The 21,839-nt window shown below is 73.2% G+C and carries 18 protein-coding genes; 11 read left to right on the top strand and 7 right to left on the bottom strand.

Annotated features, from left to right (window positions below):
• Window positions 1–29: 29 nt before the first annotated feature.
• Window positions 30–1,214: a glycoside hydrolase family 64 protein gene (locus GT045_RS16900; RefSeq protein WP_161297546.1), complete on the top strand. Its 1,185-nt coding sequence runs from the start codon at window positions 30–32 to the stop codon at window positions 1,212–1,214.
• Between the two features lie 58 nt (window positions 1,215–1,272).
• On the opposite strand, the gene GT045_RS16895 is transcribed toward GT045_RS16900, so the two are convergent.
• On the bottom strand, window positions 1,273–3,678 hold the full coding sequence (locus tag GT045_RS16895) for a M4 family metallopeptidase (RefSeq protein WP_161334678.1): 2,406 nt from the start codon (window positions 3,676–3,678) through the stop codon (window positions 1,273–1,275).
• Between the two features lie 391 nt (window positions 3,679–4,069).
• Between GT045_RS16895 and GT045_RS16890 the strand changes: the two genes are divergently transcribed.
• The 3 genes from GT045_RS16890 (at window position 4,070) to GT045_RS16880 (ending at window position 7,674) form a co-directional block, all read left to right on the top strand.
• Complete coding sequence (locus GT045_RS16890) at window positions 4,070–4,885, top strand: SAM-dependent methyltransferase (protein WP_161334677.1); 816 nt, start codon at window positions 4,070–4,072, stop codon at window positions 4,883–4,885.
• A 145-nt stretch (window positions 4,886–5,030) separates the two neighbouring features.
• Window positions 5,031–6,548: a metallophosphoesterase gene (locus GT045_RS16885; RefSeq protein WP_345942665.1), complete on the top strand. Its 1,518-nt coding sequence runs from the start codon at window positions 5,031–5,033 to the stop codon at window positions 6,546–6,548.
• Between the two features lie 67 nt (window positions 6,549–6,615).
• Window positions 6,616–7,674, top strand: coding sequence for an LLM class flavin-dependent oxidoreductase (locus GT045_RS16880; protein ID WP_161334675.1), 1,059 nt, complete (start codon window positions 6,616–6,618; stop codon window positions 7,672–7,674).
• A 1-nt stretch (window position 7,675) separates the two neighbouring features.
• On the opposite strand, the gene GT045_RS16875 is transcribed toward GT045_RS16880, so the two are convergent.
• Window positions 7,676–8,650: a TauD/TfdA family dioxygenase gene (locus GT045_RS16875; protein ID WP_161296646.1), complete on the bottom strand. Its 975-nt coding sequence runs from the start codon at window positions 8,648–8,650 to the stop codon at window positions 7,676–7,678.
• A gap of 477 nt (window positions 8,651–9,127) precedes the next feature.
• Between GT045_RS16875 and GT045_RS16870 the strand changes: the two genes are divergently transcribed.
• Both GT045_RS16870 and GT045_RS16865 read left to right on the top strand, forming a co-directional pair.
• On the top strand, window positions 9,128–9,991 hold the full coding sequence (locus GT045_RS16870; RefSeq protein WP_161334674.1) for an oxidoreductase: 864 nt from the start codon (window positions 9,128–9,130) through the stop codon (window positions 9,989–9,991).
• Window positions 9,992–10,187: 196 nt separating this feature from the next.
• Entirely contained in the window at window positions 10,188–10,799 is a 612-nt protein-coding gene (locus GT045_RS16865; protein ID WP_161334673.1) for a DNA polymerase ligase N-terminal domain-containing protein, read from the top strand.
• A 111-nt stretch (window positions 10,800–10,910) separates the two neighbouring features.
• Here the strand turns inward: GT045_RS16865 and GT045_RS16860 are convergent, their stop codons facing one another.
• The 4 genes from GT045_RS16860 to GT045_RS16845 all read right to left on the bottom strand — a co-directional run bounded on the left by GT045_RS16860 (window position 10,911) and on the right by GT045_RS16845 (window position 15,386).
• Window positions 10,911–13,241, bottom strand: coding sequence for a SpoIIE family protein phosphatase (locus tag GT045_RS16860; RefSeq protein WP_161334672.1), 2,331 nt, complete (start codon window positions 13,239–13,241; stop codon window positions 10,911–10,913).
• A gap of 54 nt (window positions 13,242–13,295) precedes the next feature.
• Window positions 13,296–13,763, bottom strand: coding sequence for a peroxiredoxin (locus GT045_RS16855; RefSeq protein WP_161334671.1), 468 nt, complete (start codon window positions 13,761–13,763; stop codon window positions 13,296–13,298).
• Window positions 13,760–14,140 (bottom strand): hypothetical protein, encoded by a 381-nt coding sequence (locus tag GT045_RS16850; protein ID WP_161288927.1) that lies wholly within the window; start codon window positions 14,138–14,140, stop codon window positions 13,760–13,762. The genes GT045_RS16855 and GT045_RS16850 overlap by 4 nt, the downstream gene beginning before the upstream one ends.
• Before the next feature lie 388 nt (window positions 14,141–14,528).
• Complete coding sequence (locus tag GT045_RS16845) at window positions 14,529–15,386, bottom strand: LysR family transcriptional regulator (protein ID WP_161334670.1); 858 nt, start codon at window positions 15,384–15,386, stop codon at window positions 14,529–14,531.
• 159 nt (window positions 15,387–15,545) lie between these two features.
• Here GT045_RS16845 and GT045_RS16840 point away from each other — a divergent pair, with 159 nt between their 5' ends.
• From GT045_RS16840 to GT045_RS16830, 3 genes are all read left to right on the top strand, one after another.
• Complete coding sequence (locus GT045_RS16840) at window positions 15,546–16,358, top strand: EamA family transporter (protein WP_161287317.1); 813 nt, start codon at window positions 15,546–15,548, stop codon at window positions 16,356–16,358.
• A gap of 321 nt (window positions 16,359–16,679) precedes the next feature.
• A complete protein-coding gene (locus GT045_RS16835; protein ID WP_161287315.1) occupies window positions 16,680–17,438 on the top strand; it encodes an IclR family transcriptional regulator C-terminal domain-containing protein in 759 nt (252 codons plus the stop codon).
• Window positions 17,439–17,536: 98 nt separating this feature from the next.
• Window positions 17,537–18,745 (top strand): PP2C family protein-serine/threonine phosphatase, encoded by a 1,209-nt coding sequence (locus GT045_RS16830; RefSeq protein WP_161293118.1) that lies wholly within the window; start codon window positions 17,537–17,539, stop codon window positions 18,743–18,745.
• 80 nt (window positions 18,746–18,825) lie between these two features.
• Here GT045_RS16830 and GT045_RS16825 read toward each other — a convergent pair whose 3' ends face one another.
• Window positions 18,826–19,251 carry an ATP-binding protein gene (locus GT045_RS16825; RefSeq protein WP_161334669.1) on the bottom strand — a complete coding sequence of 142 codons (426 nt, stop codon included), beginning with the start codon at window positions 19,249–19,251 and terminating at the stop codon, window positions 18,826–18,828.
• A 185-nt stretch (window positions 19,252–19,436) separates the two neighbouring features.
• On the opposite strand from GT045_RS16825, the gene GT045_RS16820 reads away from it, so the two are divergent.
• Both GT045_RS16820 and glpK read left to right on the top strand, forming a co-directional pair.
• Window positions 19,437–20,192: an IclR family transcriptional regulator gene (locus tag GT045_RS16820; RefSeq protein WP_161293123.1), complete on the top strand. Its 756-nt coding sequence runs from the start codon at window positions 19,437–19,439 to the stop codon at window positions 20,190–20,192.
• Between the two features lie 44 nt (window positions 20,193–20,236).
• Window positions 20,237–21,751, top strand: a complete 1,515-nt coding sequence (gene glpK / locus GT045_RS16815) for a glycerol kinase GlpK (RefSeq protein WP_161293125.1) — start codon at window positions 20,237–20,239, stop codon at window positions 21,749–21,751.
• Window positions 21,752–21,839 lie beyond the last annotated feature (88 nt).

The raw sequence follows: 21,839 nt of genomic DNA, 5'->3' as shown, positions 1-21,839 counted from the left end.
CACGGAGGTGGAGAGTGCCTTCGAGGCTCATGCGCCGCGCACTGCCCCCGGCCGCCGCGGCGGCCCTGCTCGGCGGCCTGCTCGTGCTCGGCGCACCCCAGAGCGCCGGTGCGGCCGTGCCGGACACCATCCCCCTGACGATCACCAACAACTCGGGCCGCTCCGAACCGGTGTACGTCTACGACCTCGGCACCCAGCTCTCCTCGGGACGGCAGGGCTGGGCCGACGCGAGCGGCGCCTTCCACGCCTGGCCGGCGGGCGGGAACCCCCCGACCCCCGCACCGGACGCGGCGATACCCGGCCCGGCCGCCGGCCGGTCCACGACCATCCGCATCCCGAAGTTCTCCGGCCGGATCTACTTCTCCTACGGCCGGAAGCTCGACTTCAGGCTCACCACCGGCGGACTGGTGCAGCCGGCCGTGCAGAACCCCTCCGACCCCAACCGCGACATCCTCTTCAACTGGTCGGAGTACACGCTCAACGACTCCGGACTGTGGCTCAACAGCACCCAGGTGGACATGTTCTCGGCGCCCTACGCGGTCGGGGTGCAGCGGGCCGACGGCGGGGTGAGCACCACCGGGCATCTGAAGTCCGGCGGCTGGACCGGCTTCTTCAACGCGCTGCGCGGACAGCCGGGCGGCTGGGCGGGCCTGATCCAGACACGCTCCGACGGCACGGTGCTGCGCGCGCTGTCGCCGCTGTACGGAGTGGAGACCGGGGCGCTGCCGGCGAACGTGATGGACGACTACGTGAACCGGGTCTGGCAGAAGTACACGACGTCGACGCTGACGGTCACGCCGTTCGCCGACCAGCCGAACACCAAGTACTTCGGCCGGGTCTCGGGCAACGTCATGAACTTCACCAACTCCTCCGGCACGGTCGTCACGAGTTTCCAGAAGCCGGACGCCGCCAGCATCTTCGGCTGCCACAAGCTGCTGGACGCCCCCAACGACCAGGTCCGCGGCCCCATCTCCCGTACGCTGTGCGCCGGCTTCAACCGCTCGACCCTGCTGGTCAACCCCAACCAGCCGGACACGTCGACGGCGAACTTCTACCAGGACCCGGTGACCAACCATTACGCGCGCAAGATCCACGCGCAGACGGCCGACGGCAAGGCGTACGCGTTCGCCTTCGACGACGTCGGCAACCAGGAGTCGCTGGTGCACGACGGCGGCCCGCGGCAGGCGTATCTGACCCTGGACCCGCTCACCTGACACACCGCGGTCCCGCACCCCGGGGAACAGGGTGCGGGACCGCGCTCACGGGAAGAACTCAGCTGGTCGTCAGGGCCGTGTCGTCCACGACGAAGCTGGTCTGCAGCGAGGAGTCCTCCACGCCGTTGAACTTGAGCGTGACCGTCGAGCCCGCCAGCGAGGACAGGTCGAAGGTCTTCTGGCTGTAACCCGCGGCCTTGTTGAGGTTCGAGTAGGTCGTCAGGGTCTTCGAACCCGCGGTCACCGTCAGCTTGTCGTACTGGGCACTGGTGGTGGTCTCCGCGGAGTCGATGTGCAGGTAGAAGGTCAGGCTCGCCTTGCAGCCCGCCGGGATCGTCACCGACTGGGACAGCGTGTCGGTGTGCGTGCTGCCGTAGCCGTCCAGCCACGCCTTGTAGGAGCCGCCGTGGGCCGCCTCACCGCTGTCGGTGGTGATGACGCCGCTGCTCGCCGTCCAGCCGGTGTTCCCGGACTCGAAGCCGGCGTTGCTCAGCAGCTGCTGGGAGGAGCAGCCGCCGCCGGTCGTGCTGACCGTCCAGGAGAAGGTGGCGGTTCCGGTCGCACCGGTGGAGTCGGTCACCGTGACCGTGGTGCTGGAAGTGCCAGCCGTGGTGGGCGTGCCGGAGATCAGACCGGTCGAGCCGTTGATCGACAGGCCGGCCGGCAGACCGGTGGCGCTGTAGGTCAGCGCGCCGCTGTTGGTGCTGCTCGCCTGGATCTGCAGGTTCACGGCGGTGCCGACGGTGGCGGACTGGTTGCCCGGGTTGGTGACCGTCACCCCGTTCGCCGGCGGGTTGATGTGGCTGCCCACGTTGATGCCGGCGAAGGCGTTGCCGACTCCGGCGTACTGCGCGGAGTTCGCGCCGTACAGGTCCGAGGCGGCGTGCAGGGCGGCGGCGCGGGCGGCCGCGTAGTCGGTGCTGGACGTCATGTACGTCGTCAGCGCCTTGTACCAGATCTGCAGCGCGGCGGCGCGGCCGATGCCGGTGACGGCGACGCCGTCGGACGTCGGGCTGTTGTAGGTCACACCGTTGATGACCTTGGTGCCGCTGCCCTCGGCCAGCAGGTAGAACATGTGGTTGGCCGGACCGGAGGAGTAGTGCACGTCGAGGTTGCCGACGCCGCTGTACCAGCTGTCCGCCGAACCGCCGTCCTTGCTCGGCTTGTCCATGTACCGCAGGGGCGAGCCGTCGCCGTTGATGTCGATCTTCTCGCCGACGAGGTAGTCACCGACGTCGTTGGAGTTGTTGGCGTAGAACTCCACGCCGGCCGTGCCGAAGATGTCGGAGGTCGCCTCGTTCAGACCGCCGGACTCGTCGCTGTACTCGAGGCCCGCGGTGTTGGAGGTGACGCCGTGTGTCATCTCGTGGCCGGCCACGTCCAGCGAGGTCAGGGCGTGGGTGTTGCCCGTGCCGTCGCCGTAGGTCATGCAGAAGCAGCTGTCGTCCCAGAAGGCGTTGACGTAGCCGCTGCTGTAGTGGACGCGGCTGTAGGCGGCGACACCGTCGTTGCGGATGCCGCTGCGGCCGAAGGTGTTCTTGTAGAAGTCCCAGGTCTCCTGGGCGCCGTAGGCGGCGTCCGCGCCGGCGGTCTGGGTGTTGGCCCCGGTGCCGTCGCCCCAGACGTCGTCCGCGTCGGTCATCAGCGTGCCGGTGCCGGAGGTGCCCTTGTTGAGGTTGTAGGTCTTGTGACCGCCCCGCGTGGTGTCGTTCAGCTGGTACGTCGACCCCGACAGCGTGGTGCCCAGCGTGACGGTGCCGCTGTACTGGGTCTTGCCGGTGCCGGTCTTGACCGCCTGGAACCGGTACAGCTCCTTGCCGGTGGTGGCGTCGGTGATGACGTGCAGCTGGCTGGGGGTGCCGTCGTCCTGGAAGCCGCCGACCACCGTCTCCCAGGCGAGCTTCGGGGTGCCGTGGCCGGCCCAGATCACCTTGCGGGCGCTGTCGGTGGTGGGCTTCTTCGCGTCCATGGCCTGCGCGGCCTTCAGCGCCTTGGTCTGGGCGGCCGTCTTGGTGAAGGTCGCGCTGGTGGAGCGCACCTGTATCTTGCGCTGGTTGTTGAAGGTGGTGCTCACGGTCCCCTTGGCCAGCGAGGCCGGCGGGGTGTGCACGACGAGGTCGCCGCCGAGGACGGGCAGACCGGCGTAGGTGCGCTCGTAACGCGTGTGCACGGTGCCGTCGTTGTCCTTGACGACGTCCTTGACGACCAGCTTCTCCTGCGCGCCCAGACCGAGGGTGCGGGCGGTCGTGGCGGTGTGCTGCTGGGCACTCTCGACCAGCGCCCGGTGCTGGGCCGGGCTGAGCTCGGCCTCCGTGCCGCCGGTGCGCAGCGAGCCGGGGTGGGGTGCGGCCTGGGTGGCGGTCGCCGGGACGGCCTGCAGGCCGACGGCGAGGAACGCGGCGGTGGAGACCAGTGCGGCTCCGACCGTGGCGCGCTTGTGGGGAAGGGGTCTGTGGGGTCTCACTCGTACTCCTCCTGCTGCGGCCGCCGGTCGGCGGCCGGTGACAGACGGGCAGAGGGGTCTGCTGCCCGGGCGAGCTGAGCTGTGCGGGGCCGTGATCCGTGAACCGGTGGGGCGGATCAGCGTGCTGACGGAGAATGACAGCATTGACCGAGCCATGTCACCTCACGGCGGGTCAATCGAGGGTTTTCCCTACCGGTCCCGATTCGCGCGGCCGCCTCGTCCCGGCGGTGCTCCACCGTGCCCGGGCGGTCCGTTCCCCTTCGTCTCCCGGGCAGACCACGGAACCGCTTCCCGACGCGCCGGAATCGTGAACCCTTAGGGGCCGGGCGGGTGTTCGGACGTAGGTTGGGCTCCGGCCCATCCCTGTCCCGGCGGAAAGAAGGACACCCGCATGACCGATCCGGCGACGGCGCCCGAGCCGGCGGCGTACCAGAAGATCGACACCTCGGTGCCGCACTCGGCCCGCATCTGGAACTACTGGCTCGGCGGCAAGGACAACTACCCGGTCGACGAGGCCGCCGGTGACGCGTACACGGCCGTCTTCCCCGGCATCGTCACCATCGCCCGCAGCAGCCGTGCCTTCCTGCGCCGCACCATCACGCACCTCGTCTCCGAGGCGGGCATCCGGCAGTTCCTCGACATCGGCACCGGTCTGCCGACCGCCGAGAACACCCACGAGGTGGCCCAGCGGCTCGCTCCCGAGGCACGGATCGTGTACGTCGACAACGACCCGATGGTCCTGGCCCACGCCCGTGCGCTGCTCTACTCCTCCGCCGAGGGCGCGACCGCCTACGTCGACGCCGACGTCACCGACCCGGACCGGATCATCGCGAAGGCCGCCGGGACGCTCGACCTCACCCGTCCCACGGCGCTCGTCCTCAGCAACATCCTCGGGCATGTCGCCGACCACGGCCGGGCCCGGGCGATCGTGGGCCGGCTCATGGACGCCCTGCCGTCGGGCAGCTACCTGTCCGTCAACGACGGGTCGCGCGGCATCGACCCGGTCTTCGAGCGGGCGCAGGATGCCTACAACCAGAGCGGGGCGGTCCCGTACAACCTGCGCACGGTCGAGGCGATCACCGCGTTCTTCGACGGTCTGGAACTCGTCGAGCCCGGCGTCGTCTCCGTCACCCGGTGGCGCCCGGAGCCCGGTTCGCCCGCCGCGGAGGTCGTCGCCGAGCACGGCGGACTCGCCCGCAAGCCCTGACCGCGCGCCCCGCCGGCCGCGGTGATCCGCAGCCGAAACCCTGGAAACCCGACGCCGGCCGAGGGCAAGGGCGGCCACCGGCCGGTGCGCGGGCACCGGGCCCCGGCATCCCGCGCGCGGCCGGGGCGTTGTTACCGTGCACCGCGTGTCTGAATCCTCACGTGATACCGCACAGGGCGCCGGCTGGGGCGCGGCCGAACCCGGCACGTACAAGCGGCTGATGCCGGACCACGTCGAGAAGCTGTCGTGGCTGAACCCGCGGATCCTGTGGGCCGCCCGCAACGGCGTCCTGGCGTCCTGGTTCGGCGACCCGACCGGTCGTACCCGCAGCCGCTGGGTGGCCCGGCGGGCCGCGGCGGGCGCGCCCGCCGACAAGCTGGTCCGACGGGAGGTGCCGGAACGGTTCTCCTTCATGGTCCTCGGGGACACCGGTGAGGGGGACGACTCCCAGTACGCCGTCGTCCCGGGCTTTCTGGAAGCGAGCCGGGACACGGAGTTCGCCGTGATCGCCAGCGATGTCATCTACCCCGTCGGCAGCGCCGACGACTACGGCAGCAAGTTCTTCCGGCCCTACCGGGACTACCCCGCGCCGATCTACGCGATACCGGGCAACCACGACTGGTACGAGGACCTCGGCGGCTTCATGCGCGTCTTCTGCGGCGACACCCCGCCGCTCGACCCCGAGCCCCGGCCCCGCCCGCTCACCCGCGCCTGGTGGCGTTCCCTGCTGTGGCACCGGGCGCGGCCCTCGGACGGGCAACGACTGGCCGAGGCACGGGCGTTGCGGTCGGCGCCGGGCCAACAGGCGGTGCAGCCGGGCCCGTACTGGGCGATCGACGCCGGGCCGGTGCGCATCGTCGGCATCGACACCGGTCTGCTGGGCACGGTCGACGCCGAACAGGGCGCCTGGCTGCGGGAGATCTCCCGGGGCCCCCGGCCGAAGATCCTGGTCTCCGGCTCACCGCTGTACGTCGACGGCGAGCACCACCCCTGTCCCATCGAGGGCGGCGGCACCGTGGACGACATCGTCCGGGCCCCGGAGCACCACTACGTGGCCGCGATCGGCGGCGACATCCACAACTACCAGCGCTATCCGGTCACGGTGGACGGCCGCACCGTGCAGTACGTCGTGGCGGGCGGCGGCGGGGCGTTCATGCACGCCACGCACACCATCCCGCGGGTGTCGGTGGGCGGTGTCACCGAACGCGAGTTCCGCTGCTATCCGCTGCGCGGCGACTCGCTCGCCTTCTACAGCCGCCTCTACGGCCGCCGGCTGCGGCTGCGCCGTCTGTTCCGCCTGAGCGAGGCGGAGGCGACGGCCGTCGTCAGCCAACGGCTCGGCATCGAACCGGGCCGCGCCCCCGGTCCCGAAGCCCGCGTCACCCGCCGGGGCCGCCTGGTCGCCGGCCTGCTGGGCACCGGTCGCCGCCCCGACCGTCAGGCCCGGTTCCGGCTGCCGGTGCGGAAGATCTACACCCAGTTGTTCTCACCGTCCTCCGCCACCTACAGTCCGCCGTTCTTCAAGTGCTTCCTGCGGCTGGACGTCACCGCGGACGCCGTCCGGCTGCGCTGCTTCGCCGCGACGGGCAACCGCGCGCAGGAACTCGATCCACCGGTCGAGGACGAGGTCGTGATCCCGCTGCCGCGGGCCGGGACGAACTGATCACACGGTTGTCACACTCGCCTGCCAGAATCGGGGCAGAGCCGCCACACGACAGCTGGAGGAGCCGGTGCCGTCCCCTTCTCGCCCCTTGCGCAAGCTGGGTTTTCTCACCATGGGCCTGTTCGACGGCGCGGATCCCGGCCGGGGCCACGAGTCCACGCTGGAGATCATCGAACTGGGCGAGCGGCTCGGCTTCGACACCGCCTGGGTCCGTCACCGGCACCTGCAGTACGGCATCTCGTCCCCGGTCGCCGTCCTGGCCGCCGCCTCGCAGCGGACCCGCCGCATCGGGCTGGGCATCGCGGTCACACCGCTCGGCTGGGAGAACCCGCTGCGGCTCGCCGAGGACCTGGCGACGGTCGACGTCCTGTCCGGCGGCCGGCTGAACGCGGGGGTGAGCGTGGGGCCGCCGGCGCACTACGAGCAGGTCAAGGGCGCCCTCTACCCCGACACCGCCGACGCGGAGGACTTCGGCTACGAGCGGGTGCGGCGGCTGCTGGACCTGGTGCGCGGCAAGCCGGCCACCGACTTCAGCGGAGTGGAGGGCATCGAGGTCTTCTCGGACGTGGTCCAGCCGCAGTCCCCCGGACTCGGACGGCGGCTGTGGTACGGCGGTGGCAGCCGCCGGTCGGCGCGCTGGGCCGGCGAGCACGGCATGAACTTCCTGACCAGCAGCGTCGTCAGAACCGAGGACTCCGGCGGCGGAAACGGCAACGCCGGGGGCGAGGGCGGGCCGCCGGACTTCGCCGAGATCCAGCTGTCCTACATCCGGGAGTTCCGGGCGCACCACCCCGACGGCGACGCGGCCAGGGTCTCCCAGGGTCTGGTGGTCATCCCCACGGACTCCGCGAGCGCCGGGCAGCGCGCCAAGTACGCGCGGTACGCGGCGGGCCGGCTGCCCCGCACCACCTCCCCGCAGGGGCCGGCCGGACTGCTGTTCGCACCGGACCTCGTGGGCACCTCGGCGGAGCTGGCCGAACAGCTCTCCGCGCACGCGGCCTTCCGGGAGGTGGACGAGGTGGCGTTCGCGCTGCCGTTCACGTTCGAGCACGAGGACTACGTGCAGATCCTGACGGACATGGCGGAGCGGCTGGGACCGGCGCTCGGGTGGCGGCCCGGCGGCTGAGTCACCACTTCCCCACCGCCGTACCGGTGAGGGGTTCGGACGGCCGCCCGTCCACCCCGGCCGGCACGTCGCCCTGGAGCATCACCCGGTGCATGATCCGCGGGGCGTCCACCTGGGTGTGGTCGCCGGGGGCGAGGTGGATGGTGGCCCGGTTGTCCCAGAAGGCGACGCTGCCGGGCTCCCAGCGGAAGCGGACCGTGTACTCGGGCCGCACGGCCTGTTCCAGCAGCATCTCCAGCAGCGCCGCGCTCTCCGGCCGGGAGACGTCCTGGATCTGCTCCAGGTAGTAGCCGTTGACGAACAGCACCCGCTCCCCGGTCTCCGGGTGGACCCGGACCAGCGGGTGCACGGAGGCCACCTGATGGTCCAGCAGGTGGCGGAGGTACCCGTCGTCGCCGGGCCGGGGCTGGTAGCCGACGCCGAGCCGGTGTTCGGCGCGCAGGCCGTCCACGAAGGCGCGGACCGGGGCGGACAGTCCGGCGTACGCGGCCGCCAGGTTGGCCCAGGTGGTGTCGCCGCCGTAGGGCGGAACGGTCTCGGCGCGCAGGATGGTCGCGGCCGGCGGGTCGATCCGGGCGCCGTGGTCGCAGTGCCAGCCCCGCAGCAGGGTGTGCCGGCGGCGCCGCAGCCACTCCTCGTGCTCCATGCCGAACCGGCCGCCCAGCTCCAGCCGGTCCGCCGTGGTCTCCACCTCGGGGAAGTCCGCGGGGGAGGCACCGCCGCGCCGGCCGAGGACGACCGGCACGCCGAAACGGCGCGCGAAGGCGACGTGAGCGGCGTGGTCGAGTCGCTGCCCGCGGAAGAAGACCACCTTCCAGCGCAGCACCGCGTCCCTGATGAGCGCGGTCACCGCGTCGTCCGGCGGGCCGGCGAGATCGACGCCGGTGATCTCGGCGCCGATGTACCCGGCGACCGGCCGCACCCGTACGCCCGCGACCGGCTCCGCCCCGCTGCTGACCGTCCCGTCCGCCGTCATGCGCCCTCCGGTGCTCGTCCGGTTGATCACCGCTCACCCTATCGGTGAGCCCGGCGGGCGCACAGGCACGGACACGGCCGACGGATGCCGGCCGACGGATACCGGCCGACGGGCGCACAGGCAGGGACACGGCTGACGGTTACCGGCCGGTGGACACCGGGGCGGACTTGCGGGCTGCCGCAGCGGGGCCGGTGTCGGGAGGGGCCCGGCTTTGGCCCGGCGGTGGCCCGGCCGCGGCGCGGCGGTGGCCGGTGGTGGCTCGGCCGCGGCCCGGCGGTGGCCGGTGGTGGCTCGGCCGCGGCCCGGCGGTGACCCGGCCGTGGCCCGGAGACGCACGAGGAGTTCTGCCCCCGGCCGGCTGCCTGGCCCTGTCACTCCCGGGATCGCGGGGGCACTGCCGTGCCGGGCCGGCCGGGCGCAGGCTGGGCACCGAGGCCGCCGGGAGGGACCGGGGTCCGACATCCTGAGAGGTACGACATGACTGCACAGCTCGGCGGCACCGTCACCCCCGCCACGGGACTGACCCTGACCCGCGTGGGATACGGCGCCATGCAGCTGGCCGGGCCGCGCGTCTTCGGCCCGCCGCGGGACCGGGACGCCGCGGTCGCGGTGCTGCGGGCGGTGGTGGAGGCGGGCATCACGCACATCGACACGGCCGACTTCTACGGCCCGGTCGTCGTCAACGAGATCATCAAGGAGGCCCTGCACCCCTACCCGGACGGCCTGCGCCTGATCACCAAGGTCGGGGCGCGGCGGGGAGCCGACGGCAGCTGGATCGTCTCCCGGCACCCCGTGGACCTGCGGGCGCAGGTCCACGACAACCTGCGCAACCTCGGCGTGGACACCCTGGACGTGGTCAATCTGCGGCTGGGCGACATGGACACCCCGAACGAGGACTCCGTCGCCGACCAGTTCGGCGCGCTGGCCGAACTGCGGGAGCAGGGGCTGATCCGGCACCTCGGGCTGAGCACCGCGTCGGCCGCCCAGCTGGACGAGGCCCTCGGGATCGCGCCCGTGGTGACGGTGCAGAACCTGTACAACCTGGCGAACCGGCGGGACGACGCGCTGCTGGCGCGCACGGCGGCGGAGAACATCGCCTTCGTGCCCTACTTCCCGCTGGGCGGGTTCACCCCCTTGCAGTCCGGGGCGCTGGCGAAGACCGCCGCGCGCCTCGCGGCCTCCCCGCAGCAGGTGGCACTGGCCTGGCTGCTGCGCCGCTCCCCGAACATCGTGCTGATCCCCGGCACCTCCTCCCCCGCCCACCTGCGGGAGAACATCGCCGCGGCGAGCCTGGAGCTGCCGGACGACGCGATGGCGGAGCTGGACGGAGTCGCGGGCTGAACGACCGGCTCCGGGGTACCCGGGGGCGCGTCGGCGGACGCGGACCGGCGGCACCCGGTGCGTGTCAGCCAGCACGCGCGCGCTCGTGGACGCGGGCGCGCGCAAGCAGGACGCGCGCGTGCGTATCACGCATGCGCGTGAGCAGGACGCGGGTGCGCGTGAGCGCGTGAGCAGGACGCAGGGAAGGAGCCCGCACGTGGCAGCGGAGGACCGGCTGCGGACGTACCGCGGCAAGCGCGACTTCGAGCGGACCCACGAGCCGTCGGGGCAGGCACCGGAGGACGGCGGCGGGGAACCCCGGTTCGTGGTGCAGATCCACGACGCGCGCCGGATGCACTTCGACTTCCGGCTCCAGGTCGGCGACGTCCTGAAGTCCTGGTCGGTCCCCAAGGGGCCGTCCGGCGATCCGGCGGACAAGCGGCTGGCGGTGCCGACGGAGGACCATCCGCTGGAGTACGAGCACTTCGAGGGCGTCATCCCGAAGGGCGAGTACGGCGGAGGCACCGTGATCGTGTGGGACCACGGGACGTACGAACCGCTCAGCCACGACCGCCGGGGGCACCCCGTGGACTTCGCCGAGTCCCTGGAGCGGGGGCACGCCACCTTCCGGCTGCACGGCACCAAGCTGCACGGCGAGTACGCCCTCACCCGCTTCCGCGGCGGCACGGACGAGGAGGATGCCTGGCTGCTGGTGCGCAAGGGGCCGGCGCGGTCGGAGGGGCACGGCACCCCGGATCCCCGCCGGGCCCGCTCGGCGCGCACCGGGCGCACGCTCGCGCAGGTCGCCGCCGACGCCTCGCGGGAGTGACGACCACCTCGGCATCGTCTTCGACCTCTACGACGTCGCCGCCGACGCCTCGCGGGAGTGACACCTGGTCCCCGGGCGGGCATCGTCGCAGGCTGCGGAACCGTCCCGTGGTCAGGCGTCGGGCAGCGGCTGTTCGGCCCAGATGGTCTTGCCCGCGGCGGTCTGCCGGCTGCCCCAGCGCTGGGTGAGCTGGGCGACGAGCAGCAGTCCCCGGCCGCCCTCGTCGTAGGCGTGCGCCCGGCGCAGGTGCGGGGAGGTGGAACTCGCGTCGGCGACCTCGCAGATGAGGGCGCGGTCGCGGATGAGGCGCAGCTGGATGGGCGCTTCGCCGTAGCGGATCGCGTTGGTGACGAGTTCGCTCACCACGAGTTCGGTGACGAAGGACGCCTCCGCCAGTCCCCACGCGGCGAGTTGCTCGGTGGCCGCCTGCCGGACGACGGCGACCTCGGCGGGGTCGGGCGGGACGTCCCAGGTGGCGACGCGGTCGGCGCCGAGGGCCCGGGTGCGCGCGAGGAGCAGGGCCACGTCGTCGCCCGGCGGGTCCGGCAGGACGGCGTTGAGGACGTTGTCGCACAGGGTGTCCAGGGACCCGGCGGGTGCGCGGAAGGCCCGGAGCAGTTCGTCGGCGGCACCGTCGAGGTCCTGGTCGCGGTAGTCGATCAGCCCGTCGGTGAAGAGGGCGACGACCGAGCCCTCGGGCAGTTCGCGTTCCGTGGCCTCGAACGGCAGACCGCCGACACCGAGCGGTGGCCCGGCGGTCATGGGAACGAGTTCGGCGGTGCCGTCCGGCAGGATGACGGCGGGCGGCGGGTGGCCGGCGGCGGCCAGGGAGAGACGGCGGGAGATGGGGTCGTACACGGCGTACAGGCAGGTCGCGCCGAGTTCGGCGATCTCCTCCCCGCTGCCGTCGCCCGCGAGATGGGTGACCAGGTCGTCGAGGTGGGTGAGGAGTTCGTCGGGGGGCAGGTCGACGTCGGCGAGGGTGCGCACGGCCGTGCGCAGCCGGCCCATGGTCGCCGACGACTGGATGCCGTGGCCCACGACGTCTCCGACGACCAGGCCGACCCGGCCGCCGGAGAGCGGGATCACGTCGAACCAGTCGCCGCCGATGCCGGCCACCGAACCGCACGGCAGATAGCGGTGGGCGACCTCGACCGCGGCCTGCTTGGGCAGACCGCGCGGGAGCAGGCTGCGCTGGAGGGCGAGGGCGGTGGAGCGTTCGCGGGCGAACCGCCGGGCGTTGTCGACGCAGACGGCGGCGCGGCTGGCGAGTTCCTCGGCGAACACGGCGTCGTCGGCGCCGAAGGCGTCCGGGTGGGCCATGCGGACGCAGACCGCCACGCCCAGGGTGGTGCCGCGCGCGAGGAGGGGGACCGCGACCATGGAGTGGACGCCCTTGCGGTAGGGGCTTCCCTCGGGTGAGCGTGCGTTGCGTTCCGCGAGCCATTCGACGAACTCGGGCTCGCCGGCCTGGCTGACCACCGCCCGCCCCTCGCGCAGGGCGCGCGCCGGCGGCAGGGCCGGACGGTAGACGTGGGGTTCGCCGATGCGCAGGGCGGCCCCGGGGTTGCCGGGACGGGCGGAGCCGTGCGCGACCCGGCGCAGCTCGACACCGGCGTCCGGCAGGGCCGGCGGCTCCTCCGCGCCGAGCACCCAGTCGAGCAGGTCGACGCTGACGAAGTCGGCGTAGCTCGGGACGAGGAGTTCGATCAGTTCCTCCGCGGTGCGGACGACGTCCAGGGTGGTGCCGATGCCGGTGGCGGCCTCGTTGAGGAGGGCGAGACGGCGCCGGGCCCAGTACTGCTCGGTGTTGTCGAAGGCGGCGATACCGACGGCGGTCACCTCGCCGGAGCCGGCGCGCAGGGGCCACATCTCGATGCTCCACAGGTGTTCCCGGTTCAGGGCGGGAGCCCTGGCGAAGCTCTCGTAGCGGACGGGCCGGCCGGTCTCGGCGACCTCGCGGAGGTGGTGCAGGAAGCCGTGGTGGTAGTCGGCGTCCCCCACGGTGTCCGGGAAGAAACGGCCGTTCAGCGCGACCTCGGACACGCCCATCACCTTGCAGGCGGCGTCGTTGACGCGCAGGTAGCGCTGCTGGAGGTCGAACACCGACATGGACATGGACGCCTGGTCGAACGCCTGGGCGGCCAGCCTGGTTTCGGGCTGGTCGGCCGTGACGACGTAGCCGGTGTGGGTTCCGCCGGCGTCGGTGACCGGGCAGGCGGTCACGGGCACCTCGATCCGGTAGCCGTCCCGGTGCCGCAGGACGATGATCCCCGAGTGCGCGGTGATCGTGGCGTCGGCGACGCCGTCGGCCAGCAGGTCCGCCGCCGGCCGGCCCACGACGTCGTCGGCCCGGTGGCCGGTGAGCAGCCGCGCGCCCTCGCTCCACCCGGTCACCCTGCCCAGCGCATCGAGGACCGCCACGGCGGCGACAGGCTCCATATGCCCAAGGATGTTCCGATTGGCCCGGCGCATCAAGCCGCGGGGCCTTCCGGCTCACCCCCGGTGGGCGCGCAGGGCGGCCAGAGCCCGGTCGGCGTGGCTGTTCATGCGCAGTTCGCTGCGGACGATCTCCAGGACGGTACGGTCCTGGGCGATCACGAACGTGACGCGCTTGGTGGGGACCGGCGAGAAGCCGCGCCGGACGCCGAACCGCTCGCGGACCGTACCGTCGGTGTCGCAGAGCAGCGGCATGCCGAGGCCGTGCCGGCCGGCGAACTCCTGCTGCTTGTCGACGGTGTCCCCGCTGATCCCGACCGGCCGGGCGCCGACCGCCGCGAATTCCGCGGCGAGGTCGCGGAAGTGGCAGGCCTCGGCGGTGCAGCCGGGGCTGAGGGCGGCGGGGTAGAAAAAGAGCACGACGGGCCCGTCGGCCAGCAGACCGGTGAGCCGGCGGACGGTGCCGGACTCGTCGGCCAGGGCGAAGTCCTCGACCCTGTCCCCGACGGCGATGCGACCGGTCATGACCGCCCCTTTCCGTTCCGGGCCACTCCGCGCGCCCACAGCACGAGCGGCACCTGGAGGGGGAGCCGGGCGAGGGCGGCCGCCCTGAGCGGCGCCGGGCGGTGGCGCCAGTCCACGGCCATCTGGATGTGGGCCGGGAAGACCCCGACGAAGAAGGCCGCCGCCGCCTTCGCGGCCGGCACGCGCGTGCGAGGCGCCGCGACGGCGCCGGCGAGGACCAGCTCGACGACACCGCTGCCGTACGTCCAGGTGCGCGGCGAGCCCGGCAGCACGCGGGGGATGAGCGCGTCGAACTGCCGCGGGGCGGCGAAGTGGGCGACCCCGGCGGCGGCCAGCAGGCCGGCCAGGAGCAGGGGTGAGCGTTCGGACCGGGACACGGTTCCTCCTCGGGTGGCCTGCCGCCGGATATTACTGGACGGTAGGCGCCGGGGGGGGCATCGGCGCCGGGTCCGTGCGCGGGCCGGTACGCCGGGCGGACGCCCCGGGAGCACCCCGGCAGGGCGGGAAGGGTCCCGGTACGGCGGGCGGACCCGGCAGGGCGGAAGGCGGACCCGGTACGGCGGGGTGGCCCCGGCACCGTGGGAGGCGGACCCGGTACGGCGAAGTGGCCCCGGCACGACGAGAGGCGGACCCGGTACGGCGGGGTGGCCCCGGCGCGGTGAGAGGCGGACCCCGTACGGCGAAGTGGCCCCGGCACGGTGGGAGGCGGACCCGGTGCTGCGGGTGGCCCCGGCCGGGCGGCCGTCCGGGGCGCGGTGTGCCGCGTCAGCCGCTCCGGTACAGGTCGGTGATCAGCTCCAGCGCCGCCTGGAGCGACGGATGCGGGTCCTCGCGCCACCAGGCGAGGCGGACGGCGACGGGTTCGGCGTCGCGCACCGGCCGGTAGACGACACCGGGCCGCGGGTACTGGTGCGCGGTCGCCTCGGCCGTCACTCCGATACCGCGTCCCGAGGCGATGACGGTCAGCCAGTCGTCCACGTCATGCGTCTCCTCGGTGGCCGGACCCGCTCCCGGCGGCCACAGCCCGGGGGTGGCCGTGCCGGTACGGCGGTCCACGAGCAGGAGCCGGTCGGTGAGGTCGGCCAGCCGCACGGAGCGGCGCCGGGCCAACGGGTCGTCGGCGGCGAGCGCGCACAGCCGGCGCTCCAGCCCGACGATGGCGCTGCCGAAGCGCCGGTCGTCCGGCGCCCGGCGCACGACGGCGAGATCACAGGCGCCCTCGGCTAGTCCGGCGGACGGCGAGTTGACCCGTACCAGGTACAGGTCCGTGTCCGCGTGGGCCGCGCTCCAGCGCCGCTGGAAGGCGACCGTGTGCCGGCCCAGCGCCGACCAGGCGTACCCCACGCGCAGCCGGGTGCGCCCGGAGGTGGCCTCGCGGACCAGGTCGGACACGTCCGCGAGGACCCGCCGGGCCTGGGCCAGCACGCGCAGCCCGGTGGGGGTGGGGGTCACCTCGCGGGAGGTGCGCCTCAGGAGCCGTACCCCCAGCGAGCGTTCGAGGGCGGCCAGGGCGCGGGAGACAGCTGCCTGGGAGACGCCGAGCGCGATCGCCGCGTCGGTGAAGGTGCCCTCGTCCGCGATGGCCACCAGACAGCGAAGCTGCCGCAGGTCGATGTCGTGCATACGCTGATCGTATAGATCGACTGGTTCATGCATTTTGCGCAAGGGTGAGCGCGGCGCACGCTCGGTCGCATGCGACGAGCTCTCGAACTCCCGGCCGCGTCCGGGTCCGTGCCGGTGGCGGGTCCCGCGCGCGGGCCCGGCTCCCGGCGGACGGCCGCGGTGGCCGCCATGGCCGGCAGCGGGCTGTCCAACCAGACCGGCGCCGCCGTGGGCGCGCTGGCCTTCCCGGTCCTCGGCCCGCTGGGCGTGGTGGCGGTACGGCAGTACGTCGCCGCGCTCGTGCTTCTGGCGGTGGCCCGGCCCCGGCCACGCGGCTTCACCTGGGCGCAGTGGTGGCCGGTGCTGCTGCTGGGCGGCGTGTTCGGCACGATGAACCTCAGCCTCTACAGTGCCGTCGACCGGATCGGCCTGGGCCTCGCCGTGACGCTGGAGTTCCTGGGGCCGCTCACGATCGCGCTGGCCGCGTCCCGGCGCCGGCTGGACGCCGGGTGCGCGGTACTGGCCGCGGCCGGGGTCGTGGTCCTGCTGCGTCCTCGCCCCTCCGCCGACTACACCGGAATGGGCCTCGGCCTGGTCGCCGCCTGCTGCTGGGCGTCCTACATCCTGCTCAACCGGACCGTCGGACGGCGCGTCCCGGGCGCGCAGGGCGCGGCGGCGGCCTCCGCCGTGTCCGCCGTGGCCTTCCTGCCCGTCGGCGTCGTCCTCGCGCTCTCCCATCCGCCGACGGCCCGTGCCGTGCTGTGCGCCGTGGCCGCCGGTGTCCTCTCCTCGGCCGTGCCGTACCTGACCGACCTGCTGACGCTGCGCCATGTGCCGGCGCAGACGTTCGGCCTGTTCATGAGCGTCAACCCGGTGCTGGCGGCCGTCGTCGGCCGGGTGGTCCTGGGGCAGGACCTCGGCGGCGCGGAGTGGGCGGGGATCGGGGCGGTGGTGGCGGCCAACGCGGTGAGCATCGCCACCACGCGCCACTGACGAGGGCCCGGCGGCCGGCCACGGCACCTTCCCGGACGACCCCGCCGACCGCCGCACGACCCGCGTGACCGGCCGCCGCACGACCCGTGTGACCGGCGGCCGCACGACCCGTGTGACCGGCGGCCGTGCCGCGCAGGTACCGGTGGCCGTGCCGCACAGGTACCGGTGGCCGTGCCGCACAGGTACCGGCGGCCGGGGTGTCGTGGGGACCGGTGGCCGGGGTGTCGTGGGGACCGGTGGCCGGGGTGTCGTGGGGACCGGTGGCGCGGCCGGTGCCGGCTCCGCCTTGCCGGGGCCGGGTGGCAGGGGCAACCTGGGCCTATGGGTGCTCGGGACGGCCCCACCCTCATCACGTCCGTGCAGCGGGCCCTGCGGCTGCTGGAGGCGGTGAGCGCGCACGAGAACGGTGCGCCGGCGAAGCAGTTGGCGCGCGAGACCGGGCTGCCCCTGGCGACCGCCTACCACCTGCTGCGCACCCTCCTGCACGACGGCTACGTGCGGAAACTGGGGGACGGCGGCTTCGTCCTGGGTGACAGGGTGGGCACCCTGCACACCGCGGGCGGCACCCAGACGCTGCTCAGCCGGGTGCGCCCGGCGCTGGCGGCCCTGCGGGACGAACTGTGCACCGCCGCCTACCTCACCTTCTACGAGGACGGCGAGATCAGGGTCGCCGAGATCGTGGACGGCCCCCGGGCGCCGCGCGTGGACCTCTGGGTGGGTTTCGAGGACGCGGGCCATGCCACCGCTCTCGGCAAGTCCGTGCTGCGCGAGCTGGACGAGGAGGCGCGCCGCGAGTACCTGTCCAGGCACCACCTCGCCGACCTCACACCACGGACGATCACGAGCCTCCCCGAACTGCTCCGCCGGCTGGACGCGCCGCCCCTGGCACCGGCCGTCACGGACCTGGAGGAGTACGCGCTCGGCACCGTGTGCGTCGCCGTGCCCGTCTACCGCGGGGACACGCCCGGCTCGCTCGGCGTCTCCCTCCCGGTGGAGCGGCGGGACCGGATCCAGGAGATCCGGAGCCAGCTCCTGCCGATCGCGAGCCGGGTGACCCGGGGAATGTCGCTCACTATCTGAAAATCCGCTCCTTGTGGCCGCCCTCACCCGGCCCGTTTCCTTGACGAAACAGACATTCCGGGTGTGCACCCCCTACAGGCGAGGACAGCGGACACGACATGAGCCAGCCCCGAGACCATGGTGGCGACCACACACCGAGGCGGCTGTCCGGGCGACGGGCCGCCCGCGTCCCGGTACCGGCACGCCGGCGGGCCGCCGGGCAGGCGGTCGTGGGAACGCCTCTGCTTCCCCTTCTCGTCGTCGCCGTCGTCGTGCTCGTCGACGTCGCCACCGGGGCGGGGATGCCGTGGCTGCCGCTGCTGGCGGCCGGCCCCGCGCTGGCGGCGGCCACCAACGGCCCGCGCGGTGTCGTCTTCGTCGGCCTCCTCGCGGCGGCACTGGGCACGGCGCTGGGCATCGGGCACGCGGCCCCCGCCCGCGAACCGGCGGCCGTGGTGTCCGCCCTGCTGGCCGTCACCGCCGCGAGCTGCCTGGCCAGCGCGATGCGTGGCCGCCGTGAGCGGGTCCTCGCGGCCGTCCGCTCGGTCGCGGAGGCCGCCCAGCAGGCGCTGCTCCAGCCCGTCCCGGAGACCGTCGGCCCGTTCCAGGTGGCCGTCCGTTACAGCGCCGCAGCCGCGGAGGCCCGGATCGGTGGGGACCTGTACGCCCTGGTGCCCACTCCGCACGGCATCCGGCTGATCGTGGGTGACGTGCGCGGCAAGGGGCTGCCGGCCGTGGGTACCGCAGCGCTCGTCCTCGGCGTCTTCCGTGAGGCCGCCTACGACGAGCCCGACCTGCTCACCGTCGTCGACCGGATCGAGCGGAGCCTGGCGCGCAACCTCGGCCCGGACGACTTCGTCACCGCCGTGGTCGCCGGATACACCGGCTCGGGAGACCTGGAGATCGTCAACTGCGGACACGCGCCTCCGCTGCTGATATCCGCGGCCGGGGAGATCGTCACGGTGGAGGCCGCCCGTCCTGCTCCACCGCTCGGGCTGCGCGCCCTCTCGGGCCAGGTCCCGGGTCTGCAGCGGCTGCCCCTCGCGGTGGGAGACCAGCTGCTGCTCTACACCGACGGGGTCATCGAGGCCCGTGACCACGCCCGGGAGTTCTATCCGCTGGCCGAGGGTGTGGCCCGCCACGCGTCCGAAGAGCCCGCGCGCACGCTTCGCGCACTCCACGACGAACTGCTGGCCCACGTGGGCGGCCGGCTGCACGACGACGCCGCCCTGCTGCTACTCCGCAAGCGGGCCGAGGAGGGCCCGGTCCGCGCCCCGTCCGACCCGGGGGCCCGGCTGCCGACCACGGCGTCCACCGCGCGGGCATAGCTCCGCGCCACGGAGACCGTGTGCCCGGCTCGGCACCACGGCGTCCGGTGGGCGGCTGCGTGGCTCGGCACCGTGGCCGCTCAGGCCACCGCGAGTTCCGCCCAGCGGGTCACTCCGCCCGCGTGGACCCGTATGCCGTGAGACGTCGCCAGGGCGTGGACGATCGCCTCGCCCCGGCCGTGCTCGTCCGGGTCGATACCGACGAGGGATCGGCCCGCCGTCAGCGCCGTCCCCGCGTCGGTGACCTCGATCCGCAGGGTGCGGCAGCCCGCGCCGCGCACCCAGGAAATCCGTAGCTCGGCGGGCGGCCGGGCGTGCACGATCGCGTTGGTGACCAGCTCCGACACCACCAGCAGCGAGTCCTCCACGATCTCCGGACACACGCTCCAGTCGGTCAGGAGTGCCGCCACCCGCCGGCGCACCACCGAGACGGCACCGGCGACGGGCGGCACCGGACACACGTGTTCGTATGCCGCCCGAAGCAGCGTGTTGAGCTGTGCCACCATGTTCTCTCCTGGTGTGTGCTGCCGGTCCGGCGCCGTGACTCGGCGCGTTCCGTGCCTCAGAGCAAGCTATGGAGACAAATCGGGCGGGTCAATGAACGGGGGTCGGCATTACCGAACGGGCCCGTGCCGAGGCGGTCCACCGGCTCCGTGGGGCGAAGCCCGCGCGGCGGTAATAGGCTCGCCTCATGGCCGGCCCAGTCCAGTCGATCGAACGGGCGGCGGCGATCCTGCGTCTGCTCGCCGGTGGGCCCCGCCGACTGGGGCTCGGCGAGGTGGCGGCCTCCCTCGGGCTGGCGAAGGGCACCGCCCACGGCATCCTGCGCACACTCCAGCACGTGGACTTCGTGGAGCAGGACGCGGCGACCGGGAAGTACCAGCTCGGAGCCGCCCTGCTGCATCTGGGCACCAGCTACCTGGACGTCAACGAGCTGCGCTCGCGCTCCCTCAACTGGGCCGACGCGCTGGCCGCCCGCAGCGGGGAGGCGGTGCGCCTGGGCACGCCGCTGGAGGGCCAGGTCCTCATCGTCCACCACGTCTTCCGGCCCGACGACACCTTCCAGACCCTGGACGTGGGCGCGCTGCTGCCCCTGCACGCCTCCTCGCTCGGCAAGGTGCTGCTCGCCTACGGGACCGCGACCACCGAGGGGGAGCTGGAGGCGTACACCCGGCACACGCTGGTCGACCCCGAGCAGCTCGCCCGGGCGCTCGCGGCGGTCCGGGAGGTCGGGTGGGCCGCCGAGATCCAGGAGATGAGCATGGGCGAGGCCGGGATCGCCGCGCCGATCCGGGGGCACGGCGGTCTCGTCGTGGGCGCCGTCGGGCTGTCCGGGCCGGTCGAGCGGATCTCCGACAGCCAGAACCATCCCCGTGCCGGTCTGATCGGTCTGATCCGTGAAGCCGCCCGGGCGATCTCCAGAGACCTGGGAGCCGCCCGCTGGTAGGCCAGGACAGCCGCCCATCGACCCGTCGGAAGGCAGACCCGATCATGGCTGAACGGTATGTGATGTCCGTCGATCAGGGCACCAACTCGACCCGGTGCATCCTGTTCGACCACCGCGGGCGGCTGGTCTCGGTGGCGCAGAGGGAGCACGAGCAGCACTTCCCCCGGCCCGGCTGGGTGGAGCACGACGCCGTCGAGATCTGGCAGAACCTGCGGCGCGTGGTTCCCGAGGCCCTGTCGGGCGCGGGCGCCGACGCGGGGCAGGTCGCCGCCATCGGTCTGGCCAACCAGCGCGAGACGACCGTGCTCTGGGACCGGCGGACCGGTGCCCCGGTGGGCCGGGCGATCGTCTGGCAGGACACCCGTACCGCGCACTTGGTCGAGGACCTCGTCCGGCGGCCCGGCGAGGAGTTCTTCCTGCAACGGTGCGCGCTGCCGCCCTCCACCTACTTCTCGGCACTGCGGATCCGCTGGCTGTTCGACCACGTCAAGGGGGTCGAGCAGCGCGCCAAGGACGGCGAGGTGCTGTTCGGAACGATCGAGAGCTGGCTGATCTGGAACATCACCGGGGGCACCGACAACGGGCTGCACATCACCGACGCCACCAACGCCAGCCGCACGATGCTGATGAACATCCGCACCCTCACCTGGGACGACGAACTGCTGGACTTCTTCGGGGTGCCCCGCGCGATGCTGCCGGAGATCCGCTCGTCCGCCGAGCTGTACGGCGAGGCACGGTCGCTGCTGCCGGGTGTCTCCCTCACGGCCGCCCTGGGCGACCAGCAGGCCGCCCTCTTCGGCCAGACCTGCTTCTCCCCGGGCGAGGCCAAGTGCACCTACGGCACGGGCAGCTTCCTGCTGCTCAACACGGGCACCGACGTCGTGCGGTCCCGGCACGGGCTGCTCACGACCGTCGCGTACCAGATCGGCGACCAGCCGCCGTGCTACGCGCTGGAGGGGTCGATAGCCGTCACCGGCGCCCTCGTGCAGTGGTTCCGTGACCGGCTCGGCCTGATCAGCAGCGCCCCGGAGATCGAGACGCTGGCGCGGACGGTGGCGGACAACGGCGGCGCCTACATCGTCCCCGCCTTCTCAGGTCTGTTCGCCCCCCGCTGGCGCAGCGACGCCCGCGGGGTCATCGTCGGCCTCACCTCGTACATCACCAAGGGACATCTGGCACGTGCCGTGCTGGAGGCCACGGGATGGCAGACACGGGAGGTCGTCGACGCCATGAACGCCGACTCCTCGGTCTCCCTGCAGCAGCTCAAGGTGGACGGGGGCATGACCGCGAACAACCTGCTCATGCAGTTCGTGGCCGATGTGCTCGACGTGCCCGTGGTACGGCCCATGGTCGCCGAGACGGTCTCCCTGGGCGCCGCGTACGCGGCCGGACTCGCCGCCGGCTACTGGCCCGACCTGGAGGTGCTGCGGCGCAACTGGCACCGGGCCGCCCAGTGGCTGCCCGACATGGATGCCGAGCGGCGGGAGGCGGAGTACGCGAACTGGCAGCGGGCCGTGGAACGGTCCCTCGGGTGGGCCGGACCACCACGCCCCTCCTGACCGGCCTCGCCCGTCCTGACCGGCCACGCCCGTCCTGACCGGCCACGCCCGTCCTGACCGGCCACGCCCGTCCTGACCGGCCACGCCC

It is taken from the genome of Streptomyces sp. SID486 (assembly GCF_009865385.1).
Lineage (GTDB): Bacteria > Actinomycetota > Actinomycetes > Streptomycetales > Streptomycetaceae > Streptomyces.
This window is presented reverse-complemented; position numbering and strand designations above follow the sequence as displayed.

What these genes read in the sequence shown, in the direction of transcription:
- GT045_RS16875 (WP_161296646.1), bottom strand. Translation starts at nt 8,650, where the DNA reads ATGACGGCGGACGGGACGGTCAGCAGCGGGGCGGAGCCGGTCGCGGGC.
- glpK (WP_161293125.1), top strand. Translation starts at nt 20,237, where the DNA reads ATGGCTGAACGGTATGTGATGTCCGTCGATCAGGGCACCAACTCGACC.
- GT045_RS16870 (WP_161334674.1), top strand. Translation starts at nt 9,128, where the DNA reads ATGACTGCACAGCTCGGCGGCACCGTCACCCCCGCCACGGGACTGACC.
- GT045_RS16860 (WP_161334672.1), bottom strand. Translation starts at nt 13,241, where the DNA reads ATGGAGCCTGTCGCCGCCGTGGCGGTCCTCGATGCGCTGGGCAGGGTG.
- GT045_RS16830 (WP_161293118.1), top strand. Translation starts at nt 17,537, where the DNA reads ATGAGCCAGCCCCGAGACCATGGTGGCGACCACACACCGAGGCGGCTG.
- GT045_RS16855 (WP_161334671.1), bottom strand. Translation starts at nt 13,763, where the DNA reads ATGACCGGTCGCATCGCCGTCGGGGACAGGGTCGAGGACTTCGCCCTG.
- GT045_RS16890 (WP_161334677.1), top strand. Translation starts at nt 4,070, where the DNA reads ATGACCGATCCGGCGACGGCGCCCGAGCCGGCGGCGTACCAGAAGATC.
- GT045_RS16845 (WP_161334670.1), bottom strand. Translation starts at nt 15,386, where the DNA reads ATGCACGACATCGACCTGCGGCAGCTTCGCTGTCTGGTGGCCATCGCG.
- GT045_RS16835 (WP_161287315.1), top strand. Translation starts at nt 16,680, where the DNA reads ATGGGTGCTCGGGACGGCCCCACCCTCATCACGTCCGTGCAGCGGGCC.
- GT045_RS16825 (WP_161334669.1), bottom strand. Translation starts at nt 19,251, where the DNA reads ATGGTGGCACAGCTCAACACGCTGCTTCGGGCGGCATACGAACACGTG.
- GT045_RS16900 (WP_161297546.1), top strand. Translation starts at nt 30, where the DNA reads ATGCGCCGCGCACTGCCCCCGGCCGCCGCGGCGGCCCTGCTCGGCGGC.
- GT045_RS16820 (WP_161293123.1), top strand. Translation starts at nt 19,437, where the DNA reads ATGGCCGGCCCAGTCCAGTCGATCGAACGGGCGGCGGCGATCCTGCGT.